Consider the following 13,393-nt stretch of genomic DNA (forward strand, 5'->3'; position numbering starts at 1 on the left):
TCGTGCGCCGATCAGGACTGGGGAGCGTCGCTGCGCGGCGCGGGCGCCGCAGCAGCCTCTGCCGGCGTCGCGCCCGGTGCAGGCGCCACCTTGCCCGGCTTGTACTCGGAGACGTCGACGGCATCACCGGGCTTCACGTACTGCAGGCCTTCGACGATCACGCGGTCACCCGCAGCCAGGCCCTTCGACACGAGCCACTGGTCGCCGACGGCGCGGTCGGTCACGAGCTGTCGCATCTCGACCTTGTTCCCGGCGCTGACCACGAGCGCGGTCGGCTCGCCTTTGCGGTCGTGCGTGATGCCGAGCTGCGGCACCAGGATGGCGTCCGGCCGCACGCCTTCCTCGATGATGCCGTGCACGAACATGCCGGGCAGCAGCACACCGTCCGGATTCGGGAACACAGCGCGCAGCGTCACCGAGCCGGTGCCCTCGTCCACCGTGAGCTCCGAGAACTGCATCGTGCCGGCGTGCGGGTACTCGTTGCCGTCCTCGAGCGCGAGCTTCACCCGCGCGCCGCCATCTTCTCCCTGCTTGAGATGACCGTCCGACAGCTCGCGCTTGAGGCGCAGCAACACGCGGCTGGGCTGCGTGACGTCGACGTAGATCGGGTCGATCTGCTGCACCACGGCCAGCGCGCCCGGCTGTCCGGCCGTCACGAGCGCGCCTTCGCTGATGGCCGAGCGACCGATACGTCCCGAGATCGGCGACAGCACCTTGGTGTAGACGAGGTTGATGCGCGCAAGCTTCAGCGCCTCCTGCGCCTGGATGTGACCCAGGCGGCCCTCGTCGTAGGCCGAGCCGCTGATCACTTCCTGCTGGTAGAGCCGCTCGACGCGCTCGGCGTGCCGCTGACGTCCCGCCGCGATGTCGATCGCGGCCTGGAGTTGCGCCTCGTAAGGCGCAGGATCGATCTGGTAGAGCTGCTGGCCGGCCTTGACCTCGCCGCCTTCGGTGAAGAAGCGCTTCTGCACGATGCCGTTGACCTGCGGCCGCACTTCGGCCGTACGCATCGCGGTCACGCGGCCTGGCAGTTCCGCAGTGACCGCGACGGATTGCGTGCCGACGGTCACGACCGAAACCTTCGGCGGTGCAGCGGGCGCTGCTTCGGCTTCCGTCCTGCCGCAAGCGGCAAGCGCGACGGCCAGCACGAGGCTCGACGCACGAAGAGCGAGGGAAAGACGTCCAGCGTTGTTCATCGTCACGGCAACATTTCCTGATGGATCGCCGTAGCCAGCACACGGCGGGTCACGGTGACGTTCGCCTGCATCGATAGCAGCTGGAGCGAAAGCCCCGGCCTCGATCAGGCCACCTGCAATCGTTTCTTTCTCGCCGTGGCGGCGCGGCGGCGACGCTCGTGCTCGACCATGCCCCAGCCGGTGTACGACAGGTGCGTAGCCAGACGTTCGAGCCAGTTCGGGCCATCCATCTGGCCCGGCAGCGCCTGCGCGATGCTGCGTCCCTTGACGATGTAGATCAGCGCGAGCCCGTGGATGCCCAGCACCAGGCGGTGCAGCGACGCGTCGGGCTTGCGCATGTTGAGTTCGCGCTGCAGCAGCTCGCCGAGCAGTTCGAACTGCAGCAACAGGCTGCGCGGCTGCAGGTCGTCGACGATGCCGCTGGGCTGGAATTCCTCGCGCAGGTGCAGGTAGACCTGGTTGGCGACGTGCGTGTCCTCGGCCAGCGGGCGCATCAGCGCCATGAAGTACGCGAACAAGGCGTCGCGTCCGCTCAGGTTCTCGATGCCGACGCCGCGCATGCGCGCCTCGAAATCGTCGAGCAGTCGCAAGTACAGCTCGCGATAGATCGTTCGCTTGTCGCCGAAGTGATAGTGGATCGACGCATTGCCGACGTTCGCCAACTGGCAGATCTCGCGAGTCGAGGCGCCCAGGTAACCATGCGTCGCGAAGATGTCGATCGCGGCGCAGAGCAGGCGCTCGCGGGTGAGGTCGGGTTCGAGCATGGCCCGATCATAGGCAGCTCGAAGCGAGTGTTTCAAGCAACTGCTTTGAGCGGGCGCTCCACTCAGTAATTGCACCCCACTCCGACGGGTAGGTTTTCGATTTTCAGCGTCCGCTCGACCTCCGGAAACGACTCGGGGCCGGGCATCCTGCAATGCCCGGCCCCGATTTCTTTCGTGCAGCGCGTCCGCGCCATTTTCAGAACACGTGCGACAGCACCCAGTACAGCGAACCGGCGAGCGCGATCGACACCGGCAAGGTCAGCACCCAGGCCATCAGCAGGTTTCGCACGGTCGACATCTGCAGGCCCGACTTGTTGGCCGTCATCGTGCCGGCGACGCCGGACGACAGGACGTGTGTCGTCGACACCGGGAGTCCGAACACGTCGGCGGCGCCGATGGTGCACATCGCGACGAGTTCGGCCGAAGCGCCCTGCGCATAGGTCAGGTGCGACTTGCCGATCTTCTCGCCCACCGTGATGACGATGCGCTTCCACCCCACCATCGTACCCAGACCCAGCGCGAACGCGACCGCGACTTTCACCCACGTGGGAATGAAGCGCGTCGCCTTGTCGAGCGAGGCCTTGTACTCGGTCAGCGCCTTGCCGTCGGCATCCGACAACGCGAGCGAGGATTCCTTGCCGAGCCGCTTCACCGCTTCGGCGGCGAGATACATGTCGTTGCGCATGTTGCGCGTGGCTTCGGCCGGCACCTTGGCCAGCGTGCCGTACTCGCTGACCTGCTGGTCGATGTCCACGACCAGCGCCGAGAGCGCCGGCACGGTCTGCGGGGCGAGCTGCTTGTCGGCGATGTAGCGCGTAATCGTCGCGCGCGGATCGCTTTCGGACAGCGCCTCGCCGCCATGTGTGCCCAAGGCCTGCACGACCATCGACGAGTGGCTGTGGAAATCGGCCACGTACTGCGGCGGAACCGCACGGTTCAGCGCATACGCCGTGGGCACCGTGCCGATCAGGATCAGCATGATCAGGCCCATGCCCTTCTGCCCGTCGTTGGAGCCGTGCGCGAAGCTCACGCCGCTGCAGGTGAACACCAGCAGGCCACGGATCCACCACGGCGGCGGCAGGCCGTTCTTCGGTTCCTCGTACAGCGCCTTGTTGCGCACCAGCACCTTCAACGTCAGGAACAGCAGTGCCGCCACCGTGAAGCCGAGCAGCGGCGACAGCAGCAGCGCCTTGCCGATGTCAGCGGCCTTGGTCCAGTCCACGCCGGCAGTGCCGCTGCGGCCATGCATCAGCGCGTTGGCAATGCCCACGCCGATGATCGAGCCGATCAGCGTGTGCGAACTCGACGACGGGATGCCGAGATACCAGGTCGCGAGGTTCCAGACGATGGCGGCGGTGAGCAGCGCGAAGACCATCGCGAAGCCGGCACTGGAACCGACCTGCAGGATCAGCTCCACCGGCAGCAGCGAGACGATGCCGAAGGCGACCGCGCCGCTGGAGAGCAGCACACCGAGGAAATTGAAGAAGCCCGACCAGACGACGGCGACATTGGCCGGCATCGAGTTGGTGTAGATCACGGTGGCCACGGCGTTGGCCGTGTCGTGAAAGCCGTTGACGAATTCGAAGCCGAGCGCGACGAGCAGCGCGATGAACAGCAGGATGAACGGAAGGTACGTGTTGGCGTGGATGCCGGCAGCGCTGGCGTCGACGAAGATGCTGTAACCGACGTAGACGATCGCCGTGACGATCGCGGCTGCGAATCCGATCTTGCCGGCGTTGCCGAGCCCCTGGTCGAGTTTGGGTTTCTGGACGACTCCGGGGGAGTCGATGGCGGCTGTCGTGGAGCTCATGGTGTGCACCCTTGCGTGGATGCGGCGACGCTAGAGCTTGCGCGTGACAGATTCGTGGCGACGTCACGGAACATCGTCGAATGACGCACCTGTAGCCCGGACGAAGTCCGGGATTCCCCTCGAAATGTGGAACGCGATCCCGGACTTCATCCGGGCTACGTCGGGATGTCCAGACCCGGTCAGTACGCCGACGGCACGAACATCGACTCCGGCACCGGATTGCGCAGGTAGTCCGGGTTGTGTTCCCGCGCCGGCAGCGTGATCGCTGGATGCTCGACCTCGGCGTACGGGATCTGCGCCAGCAGATGACGGATGCAGTTGAGGCGGGCCTTCTTCTTGTCCACCGCCTCGACGATCCACCACGGCGCTTCGGGAATGTGCGTGCGCTCGAGCATCACTTCCTTGGCCTTGGTGTAGGCCTCCCAGCGGCGGCGCGACTCGAGATCCATCGGGCTGAGCTTCCACTGCTTCAGCGGATCGTGGATGCGCGCAAGGAAGCGGCGATGCTGCTCGTCGTCGGTGATCGAGAACCAGTACTTCACGAGGACGATGCCGGAACGCACCAGCATGCGTTCGAACTCCGGTACGGTGCGGAAGAACTCCTCGTACTCCTCGTCGTTGCAGAAGCCCATCACGCGCTCGACGCCGGCGCGGTTGTACCAGCTGCGATCGAACAGGACCATTTCGCCGCCGGCCGGCAGATGGCTGACGTAACGCTGGAAGTACCACTGCGTGCGTTCGCGATCGTTCGGCGCCGGCAGCGCGGCGACGCGGCAGACGCGCGGATTCAGACGCTGCGTGATGCGCTTGATGGCGCCGCCCTTGCCCGCCGAGTCGCGCCCCTCGAACAGCACCACCACCTTGAGCCGGTTCTTGACGACCCAGTCCTGCAGCTTGACCAGCTCGGTCTGCAGCCGCAGCAGTTCGCGAAAATAGAAATGACGGTCGATGTCGAAGCCTGCCTCCGTCGTCGACCCGGCGACGAGATCGTCGAGGCGCGAATCGTCGAGCTCCATCTCCAGCTCTTCGTCCAGGCTGTCCTGGAACTCGGCCTCGAGCAGGGCCTGCTGGTCTGACGTCGGGTTCTTGAGGGTCACGGCAGGGCTCCGATCGGGCGGCCGGCGGACGCGGCATGGAAGTGCCGGGATCGTGGGCCGCCGACGTGACAGCGGCGTTAAGGACATCCCGCTCGAGCAACCGGCACTCCGCATCGAATCAGGGCGCCATCGGCGGAGCCGGCGTCAGCTTTTCATCGACGGCGGTCGCCGCGTCTTTTTCCGCAGCGGCGGCGGCCGCCAGTTTCTCGCCAGCATCCGCCGCCAGCTTTCTTTCCGCGTTCCTCGCCACCTGCCCGGCTTTCCATCTGGCCCTGGCCGCGTCGGCAGCAGACGTGGCGCACGACGGGCTTGCACCCTGACTGCAACTGAGCGACGCGAACGTCGCCAGCAGGTCGCGCGCGACGGCGCCGTGGCGGCCGGGTTCGTTTTCCATTGCCGCCGCCAGTTCCAGGCCGCGCAGGGCGTCCGGCCGCGGGCCGGGTCTGGACAGCGATCCATACGCGGGCGCGCCCGGTCCGGCCAGGTACAGCGACAGCAGCAGCAGCCCGCCGTCGCGGCTGCCGTTGGCCCAGGCGTCCTGCGCATACGACACGGCCTTTGCGTAGTCCGGCGGCGTGCCGAAGCGCGCGTCGACGTGGGTTTCCGCCAGCATCACCTGCGCCTGGACATCACCGCGGTCGGCCAGCTGAGCCAGCATCGTGCGCGCCTGCGCGAACTGCTTTGCGCCGATGGCCTTTTGTACCGCCTCCACGGACACGCCCTTGGCGGCGCTGTCCACGAAGCTGCCCCGGCGCTTCAGCAGGCCTATCAACTTTGGATGCGGCTCGTGACGGACCAGCTGCGTGAAGAAGTGGATGACCTGCGCCTTGCCAGGCCGGTTCTGGACGTGGCCGTAGTCACCTATCACCAGCCCCCACTTCCTGCCGAAGGTCGCGAGGTCTTCACCTTCGGGCTCGGACGAGTACTGGAGCCAATCGCCGTCGACGAGGCGAAACAGGACCAGCGAGGCGGGCCGCGTCTTGTCCTTCTGCAGGACTTCCGCCTGCGCGAGGTAATAGCCCGGCTGCGCCGGCAGCGGAATGAACATCAGGTTCTCGAACGCGCCCTCGGCGTCCTTGGCCTCGTCCGCGTCCCGCATCTCGTAGGTCTTGGCTCCCGTCTTCAGGACGCGATTGCCATCTCCGTCCTGGTTTTCCCAGAAACCCGCCATGCCGGGCATCGCCACGGCGTCGTCCACCGTGAACACCGGCTTGTCGAACTCCAGGCAGGAAGCCAGCAGCAGGCAGGCCGGGACGATGAGAAGCGGCCTGACGATCTTGTGGGTCACGGCGAGCAGCAGCATCTTCCGACCTCCGAACCCGGGTTCCGGATCCATCCTAGCCCGCATTCCTCATGAGTCGCGGGGCGCCGCGGAACAGCGAATCCGCAGGCCCGTCCATTGGCCAGGACCGAATGGGAGCAGCCGGCCCTCGGACCTGTCGACTACCTCACGCCGCTCGGAATTTGCTCGGAGTTTGCCCATGGACCCGATGCGGGCGGAGGGCCACTGTCCTTTCCATGGCACGACACCGCGGGGATGCGGATTTCACCGGGGGCCCAAGCCCTCGGGACGAAAAAGTGCCGGACATGGGGCGGGCCGCAAGGCCCATTCACGACAGGGGTGGCATGAAAAACTCGTCTTCATCGGGTCTGGAATCTCGCGAGGTCGTGATCGAGGCCGCGGGACACGCGGCGCCGTCCGAGTTCGTGCTCCGGATCCGAAGGCTCAGCGCCGGGTTCAGCAGCCGGCTCAGCGGCACGGTCGAGCACCCTGCATCGGGCACGGCCGACGGCTTCAACTCGCTCGGCGAACTCGCCGCCTTCATCGATCGCGCGCTGACGAGATCCGCCAAGGCGGCTGCGCCTGCTCGCGCCGTGAGCCGTCGCGCTCGATAGCGATCTCGCGCGACGTCAGTTCAGGGAGAGTCCTCATGTCAAAAATATCGAATCCGTTCAAGTTCAATTCACGCTACAAGCCGGAACCGGTGGCGTTCGACAACAAGTGGAACAGCGACGTCGGTTATCTCGTCACCGAATTCGAAGCCTTCAATCCCAATCCGGATTACGGTTGGAAAGATGCGCAACGTGGATCGGCCCCCAATAAAGGGGCCTGGCCGATCATCGAACCCAAGCATGCGCCGCCGGCAACGAACGTGTTTCCGGACGTCGTCGCGCGCGTTCTGTCGTCATGCTGGAAGGCGACCGAGCCGAAGAGCCAGCGCGGTGATGTGGTGATGGGCGCACGTGACATGAGCGCCCGCAGTCAAGCTGCCTTGCAGGGCCAGAACTACGCCCCTCAGGTTCGTCCGACAAAGTCGAGTATCGAAACCGTGATGGGGAACAAGGACAAGATCGCATCCGACTGGAACAGGTTCGGCGGGATCGACCGCGCCAATGCCGTGGCCTTCCGTGGCGACAGCCGCAAGCCGGTCGAAGTCTTCAAGGCCGGCGGCTTCACGCCGCCCTCGTCGCGCAACGACGCCTGGTACCTGGAAAACGCGGTTTTCGAGGCCTTCGACTGGTACTTGTTCGAACGCTACAAACGACACATCACGAAGGCGGAATTCCTGTGGGCGGTCAGAGACGGCGGCGCATGGGCCTCTGACAGCAAGCTGCTGATCGAATACACCGTCTGGCGACGAATCGTCGACAACGAGTCGTCCCATCTGGGACGAATGGTCGAGAACGAATGCCTGAAAGGCTATATCTCCTGCTCGACGTCGATCGACAGCTCCCTGGCATTCGCGACCGACAAATACAACAGGCCCGGTTGGCTCTACCTGGCGATCGTTCACGGCGGCTTCATCGTTCCCTTCAAGGTCAAACCGAAATTCAAGGCGCTCTGGAACAGCGGCGAAGCGGAGATCGCCCAATGGGGCACCATTCCAGCCGAGCGCATCGTCGGCTTCACGCACGTACAGCAGTTCGCCAAGCCCGACGGGCCGATCTTCATCCGGAAGAGCTTTCGCAAGAGTGATCCGAAGGCCTTCGAAACCATGTTCAACGTGATGAGCGGCTGCAAACCGGGCGGGTGATTTCCCTTTCTACCGACGCGTCTTCGACAACCGAATCCCACGGAGGCCTTCATGACTGAGTACATCTACCTGCCGGTTCCGTCCAGCGAGATGGAGCAGATGGCCCGGGACATGCAGAAAACGCGGCTGCGAGAAAAAGCGAACCTGCCGTTCCTGGTCCACAACGCGCATCTCTCCGGCTATCGCAAGGGCATGGCCCACATCCTCGGCGACGGATGCCTGAAGAAGGTGCAAGGCGGCGACACGGTGTACCTGCTGATCCACGGAACCGGCGCCGCCGACTCGGAAACCATTTCCGCGAAGCGGATCCTGCCCAACGGCGTCGAGGAGCGGAAGCGGTACACACCCAAGGAAATTGCCCACACGCTGGAAAAGGAAGGCCTGACGAAGAGCCTGGTGGATCTGAAACTGCTGGTGTGCGGCGCCGGCCTGGTCGGCACCAAGTCGTCGATGGGACAGCGCATTTTCGAGGCGCTCAAGAAACGCGGATATGGCCGCATCCGGGTGACCGCGTATCTGGGCAACGTCAAGGTCGGCAGCAGCAGCGGCTACATGGTCAACCGTCAGACCACTCCCGGTAATTGGGAACTGATCTCGGCGGACCAGGGCCAGGTCGTCTACGGCTGATCCAGCGCTCGCGCCATCCGGAACCTCAGGGCCTGGATCCGATCTCTTCGTTGAGCATCAGCAGGCGCAGGTCGAATTCCACCTGGTGGTAGTCCGGCATCATGTGCCTGCACAGCTGGTAGAAGGCCTTGTCGTGGTCGCGCTCGCGCAGATGCGCCAGCTCGTGCACGACGACCATCTCGAGGAATTCCGGCGCCGTGCGCTTGAACAGGCTCGCGATGCGGATTTCCGCCTTGGCCTTCAGGCGCCCTCCCTGCACGCGGGAGATCGCGGTGTTCAGGCCCAGCACCTTCTGCATCACGTCCATCTTGTTCTGCCAGATGACCTTGTGCAGCGGGCCCGAGCTGCGAAGATGCGCCTGCTTGAGATCGAGGGCGTACTCGTAGAGCGCACCGTCGGTCTGCACGTCGTGCGTACCGGGATACTTGCGCTGCAGGTATTCCGCCAGCCGGTTTTCCACGACCAGGCGCCGCACCTGTTCCTGCGTCGCGGCCGGATAGGCCCCGACGTAACGCAGGACGATCTGCGGATCCGGCCCCTGTTCGCGAACGGCCATCCGGCGTCGCTCAGGCAGGTCCGGCGACCACCCGGATGCGCAGGTCGTCGCAGTTCACGATCTGGCCCGCCCGGATCTTGGCCGTCTTGCGGCTCTCGACCTTGCCGTCGACCGACACCCTTCCCTCCGCCACCAGCATCTTGCCGGCGCCACCGCTTTCGCAGGCGCCGCACAGCTTCAGCAGCTGGTTGAGCTCGACGTAGTCGGCTTCGAGGGTGAACGTGGTGGTTTGCATGAGGCGAATCGTCGGGAAGAACCGGAAGCTTAGACGCCTTGCGCAGGCTCCGGCATCCCGGGTGAAGCCGGTCACGCCGAGCCGCTGCATGGTTCCGGGCCGCATTCCGGGGCCGCCGCGCCCGCCCTACACTGCTCCGAAGTGATCGCGCGTCACGACGACAAACAAGGAGCGCCATGATGGCAATGCTGCGGGGACTCGTATGTGCGGCCGGCATCGGCGGGATCGTCGGCACCTGTGCCGCGGCGCCCCCGGAGCCGCGCCTCTGGCCGATCGAAGTCGGCGGCAAGCACGGCGCGATCGACATCGAGGGCAAGGTCGTCATCGAGCCGCAGTACGACGCGTCGATCAAGTTCGCCGGTGGATATGCCCGCGTCTACCAGAACGGCAAGGCCGGCTTCGTGGATGCCAGCGGACAGCTGGTCATCTCGCCGAAGAAGACGATCACGCGCGGCAGCGGCGATTTCGCCGCCGAGATCAGTGTCGCCAGCCTAATGGGGACCGAATTCTCCGAAGGCCTCGTCGCCTTCGGCCTGGACGGCAAGCAGGGCTATGTCGATGCCAGCGGCAGCATCGTCATTGCGCCGAAGTTCGACGAAGCCTTCGCGTTCAAGGACGGCCTCGCGATCGTGCGCAGCGGCTCCAAGTACGGGTGGATCGATCGCAGCGGCGAGTTCGTGATCCCGGCGGCCTACGACAAGGTGCATCCCTTCAGCGACGGCCTGGCCTGCGTGCTCGTCTACGACAAGCGCGGCTACGGCTACATGGATCGCAAGGGCAAGTGGGTGATCGAGCCGCAGTTCAACTACGCCTATCCGCATGTCGAGGAGCGCGCGCGTGCCCAGGTCAAGGGCGGCTACGCGTACATCGACACGCACGGCAAGGTCGTCGTGCCGCCGTCGGAGGACTTCAAGATCTCGAGCGACTACGCGGACGGACGCGCCGTGTTCAACAAGACCGGCACCGGCTGGGGCTATCTCGATCCGGCCGGCAAGATCGCCATCGAGCCGAAATTCTTCGGCGGCTACGCCTTCCGCGAAGGCCTTGCCCGCGCCACGCTCACCGGCGGCATGAACGCCCAGGGCAAGCGCTCCGACAAGCTGTTCGGCTACATCGACCGCGACGGCCGCTTCGTCATCGAGCCGCAGTTCGACGACGCCGGCGATTTCAGCGAAGGACTGGCCGGCGTGCTGGTGAAGGGCAAGGGTTACGGCTACGTCGACAAGAAGGGAAAGCTGCGCGTGGCGCCGCAGTACGCCGGCGTCGAGATGTACTACGGCGGCCTCGCACGGGTCTGGCTGCAGCAATCCGGACGCGGGCCGCACGCGTATCTGAATACGGACGGCAAGGAAGTCTGGCGCTCGCCGTGAAGCCCTCGTTGGTCGCCCGAACTCAGGTTTTCTGCTTTTGGTCGCAACGAAACACCGCGTCTTCATCCCGGTAGAACGTGCAGCGGTTTGCGAGTGCGTCCTTCAGACGCTGGCGGGCGCGATGAATCCGGATCTTGGCCGTGGCCAGCGAGCAATCACCGATCTCCGCCACCTGCTCGGCCGTCAGGCCCTCGAGGTCGTGGAGAATCAGGGCGGTGCGGTAGCTGTCCGGCAAGGTGTCGATGGTGCGGCGGATGCACGCATCCATCTCGCCAATGACGAGGCGCTCATCGGCGCCCGTCGCAGGATCCGCGACAGCCTCCGCCTCTTCCAGCTCCACCACCTGGGTCTGCCGCTCCGGATGACGTAGATAGTCCGCGGCGACCCGGCTGGCGATGGAGAATGCCCAGGTCTTGATCGATGCGCGGCCTTCGAAGCTCCCCAGACCTCTGTCCATGCGGATCAGCGTTTCCTGCAGCAGGTCCTCGGCCACGGTGGGATTGCCGACGTACCGGATCAGGTAGTCGAGCACCGCCCGTGACACTGCGCGCGCGGCCGCCTCGAACGGGATCGTGGCTTCGGACATCGCGAACAAGCGGCTCAGCAGCAGCCGCCGGAAGTGGACTTCGGCGGGGACGCCGGTCCGCAACCGGAAGCCGCCGCGGGGGCCCCGGTGCCGCACCCCGACATCATCTTCTGCACCGTCGAGGCCATCGCGTCCAGCGTCTGCTCGACCGGCTTCTTGTCGAGCGTGCTGCAGTTCGAGGCCGGCTCGGATTCCGAAGCAGGGGCGCTCAGCAGTTCGGTCGCGCGCGCCAGGACACGGCGTGCCGGCACCTGGCGGATGGTGTCGGCGAGAGTCAGAGCGGCACGGATCTCCTCGTCGCTCAGCCCGGCACCCCGTGCGACCGGAATGTGATGCTCGACGCAGGGAATGCAGTTGCTGCCGAGGGCGGCTCCGAGGCCGACGAGGGCGCGTTCTCGAGGGGAAAGTTCGCTCATGGGGGACTCCTTGATGGGGTGATGTTCCTTTCTCCCTGGCTTAGACGTAAGCGGGCGCCGCAGAGATACACCCTGCGTTACGCCAGGCCGCCTGGATCCGCCCCGCCGCGCTGCGCGGTCCGCGTCACCCCGACCCGGGCAACTGAGGCCGCACCCGTCCAGCCGCCACAGCCGACGAGCCATCACTTCGGATTGATGATCGCAACGTCCACCATTTTCAGGGAGTCCCTCTACTCGGGGACCGCCACGGACGGAGCACGTCTGGCGCGGATCAAGCCTCGGAAGCTCACGATGGCCCAGATCCCCTCGACCAGGACGAAACCCCATTGCGATCCGATCCAGGCCACGGCGGTGAGCACCGCGGTGCCGATGAAATTGCAGGCGAGGTAACGCACCTCGCCAGGCTGCCATGCGCCCTGCTGCTGCATGAAGAATGCATACAGGACGACACAGGCCCCGACGAGGGAAATGCCTTGGATGAGCATGCTGCGATCTCCGTCCGACCTTCGGGCCAACCAGGAAGAAGCTGCGCGGGTTGCCGCGGCCAGCGTCGCCGAAGCGAATCAGATCGAGCGCTGGTTCACCCGCTTCGACAGCGCTTCGGCCGATTCCTTGCGCTCGCTGTAGCGGTCGACCAGATACGGTGACACGTCGCGGGTCATCAGGGTGAACTTCATCAGCTCCTCCATCACATCGACGATGCGGTCGTAATAGCTCGACGGCTTCATGCGATCCGATTCGTCGAACTCCATGAAGGCTTTCGCCACGGAGGACTGGTTCGGGATGGTGATCATGCGCATCCAGCGGCCGAGCACGCGCATCTGGTTCACCGCGTTGAAGGACTGCGATCCGCCACACACCTGCATCACCGCCAGGGTCTTGCCCTGCGTCGGCCGCACCGCGCCGACGCTGAGCGGAATCCAGTCGATCTGCGCCTTCATGATCCCGGTCATCGCACCGTGACGTTCGGGCGAGGTCCAGACCATGCCTTCGGACCACGCGGCCAGCTCGCGCAGCTCCTGCACCTTCGGGTGCGATTCCGGCGCGCCGTCGGGCAGCGGCAAGCCGGTGGGATCGAAGATGCGAGTGTCGGCGCCCATGGCTTCCAGCAGGCGCTGCGCTTCGAAAGTCACGAGCCTGCTGAACGAACGAGCCCGCAGCGAGCCGTACAGAAGCAGGATGCGGGGACGATGCGTGGCGCGAGCCGCCGGGTTCAGTGAAGCGGCAGACGGAACCGCGAACAGGGTGCCGTCGAGATGGGGCAGCAAAGAGGCGTCAACGGACACGGCGGCCCTCGGCGTCGATCACGACTTCACCGTCTTCCTTGGTGAAAGCGCCCTTCTGCGCGGCGGGGAGAAGCTCGAGCACGGCCTCCGAGGGGCGGCGTGCGCCCAGATCCGACACCACGATAGGCCGGTTGATGAGGATCGGGTGCTGGAGCATGAAGTCGATCAGTTGCGCGTCCGTCCACGTCGGATCGTCCAGACGCAGCTCCGCGTACGGCGTGCCTTTCTCGCGGATGACCTCGCGCACCGGCACCGCCATCTTCGCGATCAGCGCTTCCAGCGTCGCGCGATTCGGCGGCGTCTTGAGGTATTCAATCACCGTTGGCTCGATGCCCGCGTTGCGGATCAGGGCCAGCGTGTTGCGCGAGGTCCCGCAGGACGGGTTGTGGTAGATCGTGACGTTCATGTCGTTCGG

At 65.4% G+C, this 13,393-nt stretch carries 16 protein-coding genes; 4 read left to right on the forward strand and 12 right to left on the reverse strand.

The window, feature by feature from the left end; genetic code table 11:
- Positions 1–11 precede the first annotated feature (11 nt).
- The 5 genes from DFR24_RS07685 to DFR24_RS07705 form a co-directional block, all read right to left on the reverse strand.
- Positions 12–1,196: an efflux RND transporter periplasmic adaptor subunit gene (locus tag DFR24_RS07685; protein WP_133881520.1), complete on the reverse strand. Its 1,185-nt coding sequence runs from the start codon at positions 1,194–1,196 to the stop codon at positions 12–14.
- A gap of 104 nt (positions 1,197–1,300) precedes the next feature.
- A complete protein-coding gene (locus DFR24_RS07690; protein ID WP_133880696.1) occupies positions 1,301–1,960 on the reverse strand; it encodes a TetR/AcrR family transcriptional regulator in 660 nt (219 codons plus the stop codon).
- A 196-nt stretch (positions 1,961–2,156) separates the two neighbouring features.
- Positions 2,157–3,770, reverse strand: coding sequence for an inorganic phosphate transporter (locus DFR24_RS07695; protein ID WP_133880697.1), 1,614 nt, complete (start codon positions 3,768–3,770; stop codon positions 2,157–2,159).
- A gap of 179 nt (positions 3,771–3,949) precedes the next feature.
- The gene (gene ppk2 / locus DFR24_RS07700; protein ID WP_366518906.1) at positions 3,950–4,786 is read right to left on the reverse strand and encodes a polyphosphate kinase 2; all 837 of its coding nucleotides are present in this window, start codon (positions 4,784–4,786) and stop codon (positions 3,950–3,952) included.
- 199 nt (positions 4,787–4,985) lie between these two features.
- A complete protein-coding gene (locus DFR24_RS07705) occupies positions 4,986–6,170 on the reverse strand; it encodes an SEL1-like repeat protein (protein ID WP_133880699.1) in 1,185 nt (394 codons plus the stop codon).
- A 323-nt stretch (positions 6,171–6,493) separates the two neighbouring features.
- On the opposite strand from DFR24_RS07705, the gene DFR24_RS07710 reads away from it, so the two are divergent.
- The 3 genes from DFR24_RS07710 to DFR24_RS07720 are packed head-to-tail and all read left to right on the forward strand — an operon-like array spanning position 6,494 to position 8,529.
- The gene (locus DFR24_RS07710) at positions 6,494–6,763 is read left to right on the forward strand and encodes a hypothetical protein (protein ID WP_133880700.1); all 270 of its coding nucleotides are present in this window, start codon (positions 6,494–6,496) and stop codon (positions 6,761–6,763) included.
- A 35-nt stretch (positions 6,764–6,798) separates the two neighbouring features.
- Entirely contained in the window at positions 6,799–7,902 is a 1,104-nt protein-coding gene (locus tag DFR24_RS07715) for a hypothetical protein (protein ID WP_133880701.1), read from the forward strand.
- Between the two features lie 51 nt (positions 7,903–7,953).
- Positions 7,954–8,529 carry a hypothetical protein gene (locus tag DFR24_RS07720; RefSeq protein WP_133880702.1) on the forward strand — a complete coding sequence of 192 codons (576 nt, stop codon included), beginning with the start codon at positions 7,954–7,956 and terminating at the stop codon, positions 8,527–8,529.
- A 25-nt stretch (positions 8,530–8,554) separates the two neighbouring features.
- Here the strand turns inward: DFR24_RS07720 and DFR24_RS07725 are convergent, their stop codons facing one another.
- Entirely contained in the window at positions 8,555–9,085 is a 531-nt protein-coding gene (locus tag DFR24_RS07725) for a M48 metallopeptidase family protein (protein ID WP_133880703.1), read from the reverse strand.
- A gap of 10 nt (positions 9,086–9,095) precedes the next feature.
- Positions 9,096–9,320 carry an RNA-binding S4 domain-containing protein gene (locus DFR24_RS07730; protein WP_133880704.1) on the reverse strand — a complete coding sequence of 75 codons (225 nt, stop codon included), beginning with the start codon at positions 9,318–9,320 and terminating at the stop codon, positions 9,096–9,098.
- A gap of 176 nt (positions 9,321–9,496) precedes the next feature.
- Between DFR24_RS07730 and DFR24_RS07735 the strand changes: the two genes are divergently transcribed.
- Positions 9,497–10,690 carry a WG repeat-containing protein gene (locus tag DFR24_RS07735; RefSeq protein ID WP_133880705.1) on the forward strand — a complete coding sequence of 398 codons (1,194 nt, stop codon included), beginning with the start codon at positions 9,497–9,499 and terminating at the stop codon, positions 10,688–10,690.
- Between the two features lie 22 nt (positions 10,691–10,712).
- Here DFR24_RS07735 and DFR24_RS07740 read toward each other — a convergent pair whose 3' ends face one another.
- The 5 genes from DFR24_RS07740 to arsC form a co-directional block, all read right to left on the reverse strand.
- A complete protein-coding gene (locus DFR24_RS07740; protein ID WP_133881521.1) occupies positions 10,713–11,276 on the reverse strand; it encodes an RNA polymerase sigma factor in 564 nt (187 codons plus the stop codon).
- 14 nt (positions 11,277–11,290) lie between these two features.
- A complete protein-coding gene (locus DFR24_RS07745) occupies positions 11,291–11,692 on the reverse strand; it encodes a carboxymuconolactone decarboxylase family protein (RefSeq protein WP_162851101.1) in 402 nt (133 codons plus the stop codon).
- Between the two features lie 230 nt (positions 11,693–11,922).
- Positions 11,923–12,177, reverse strand: coding sequence for a CBU_0592 family membrane protein (locus tag DFR24_RS07750; protein ID WP_133880707.1), 255 nt, complete (start codon positions 12,175–12,177; stop codon positions 11,923–11,925).
- A gap of 78 nt (positions 12,178–12,255) precedes the next feature.
- A complete protein-coding gene (gene arsH / locus DFR24_RS07755) occupies positions 12,256–12,978 on the reverse strand; it encodes an arsenical resistance protein ArsH (protein WP_133880708.1) in 723 nt (240 codons plus the stop codon).
- Complete coding sequence (arsC, locus tag DFR24_RS07760) at positions 12,968–13,384, reverse strand: arsenate reductase (glutaredoxin) (protein WP_133880709.1); 417 nt, start codon at positions 13,382–13,384, stop codon at positions 12,968–12,970. The genes arsH and arsC overlap by 11 nt, the downstream gene beginning before the upstream one ends.
- Positions 13,385–13,393: the final 9 nt, after the last annotated feature.

It is taken from the genome of Panacagrimonas perspica, from assembly GCF_004364935.1.
Lineage (GTDB): Bacteria > Pseudomonadota > Gammaproteobacteria > Nevskiales > Nevskiaceae > Panacagrimonas > Panacagrimonas perspica.

What these genes read in the sequence shown, in the direction of transcription:
- DFR24_RS07745 (WP_162851101.1), bottom strand. Translation starts at nt 11,692, where the DNA reads ATGAGCGAACTTTCCCCTCGAGAACGCGCCCTCGTCGGCCTCGGAGCC.
- DFR24_RS07705 (WP_133880699.1), bottom strand. Translation starts at nt 6,170, where the DNA reads ATGCTGCTGCTCGCCGTGACCCACAAGATCGTCAGGCCGCTTCTCATC.
- DFR24_RS07710 (WP_133880700.1), top strand. Translation starts at nt 6,494, where the DNA reads ATGAAAAACTCGTCTTCATCGGGTCTGGAATCTCGCGAGGTCGTGATC.
- DFR24_RS07730 (WP_133880704.1), bottom strand. Translation starts at nt 9,320, where the DNA reads ATGCAAACCACCACGTTCACCCTCGAAGCCGACTACGTCGAGCTCAAC.
- arsC (WP_133880709.1), bottom strand. Translation starts at nt 13,384, where the DNA reads ATGAACGTCACGATCTACCACAACCCGTCCTGCGGGACCTCGCGCAAC.
- DFR24_RS07685 (WP_133881520.1), bottom strand. Translation starts at nt 1,196, where the DNA reads ATGAACAACGCTGGACGTCTTTCCCTCGCTCTTCGTGCGTCGAGCCTC.
- DFR24_RS07720 (WP_133880702.1), top strand. Translation starts at nt 7,954, where the DNA reads ATGACTGAGTACATCTACCTGCCGGTTCCGTCCAGCGAGATGGAGCAG.
- DFR24_RS07740 (WP_133881521.1), bottom strand. Translation starts at nt 11,276, where the DNA reads ATGTCCGAAGCCACGATCCCGTTCGAGGCGGCCGCGCGCGCAGTGTCA.
- DFR24_RS07695 (WP_133880697.1), bottom strand. Translation starts at nt 3,770, where the DNA reads ATGAGCTCCACGACAGCCGCCATCGACTCCCCCGGAGTCGTCCAGAAA.
- DFR24_RS07715 (WP_133880701.1), top strand. Translation starts at nt 6,799, where the DNA reads ATGTCAAAAATATCGAATCCGTTCAAGTTCAATTCACGCTACAAGCCG.
- DFR24_RS07735 (WP_133880705.1), top strand. Translation starts at nt 9,497, where the DNA reads ATGATGGCAATGCTGCGGGGACTCGTATGTGCGGCCGGCATCGGCGGG.
- DFR24_RS07725 (WP_133880703.1), bottom strand. Translation starts at nt 9,085, where the DNA reads ATGGCCGTTCGCGAACAGGGGCCGGATCCGCAGATCGTCCTGCGTTAC.
- DFR24_RS07750 (WP_133880707.1), bottom strand. Translation starts at nt 12,177, where the DNA reads ATGCTCATCCAAGGCATTTCCCTCGTCGGGGCCTGTGTCGTCCTGTAT.
- ppk2 (WP_366518906.1), bottom strand. Translation starts at nt 4,786, where the DNA reads ATGGAGCTCGACGATTCGCGCCTCGACGATCTCGTCGCCGGGTCGACG.
- DFR24_RS07690 (WP_133880696.1), bottom strand. Translation starts at nt 1,960, where the DNA reads ATGCTCGAACCCGACCTCACCCGCGAGCGCCTGCTCTGCGCCGCGATC.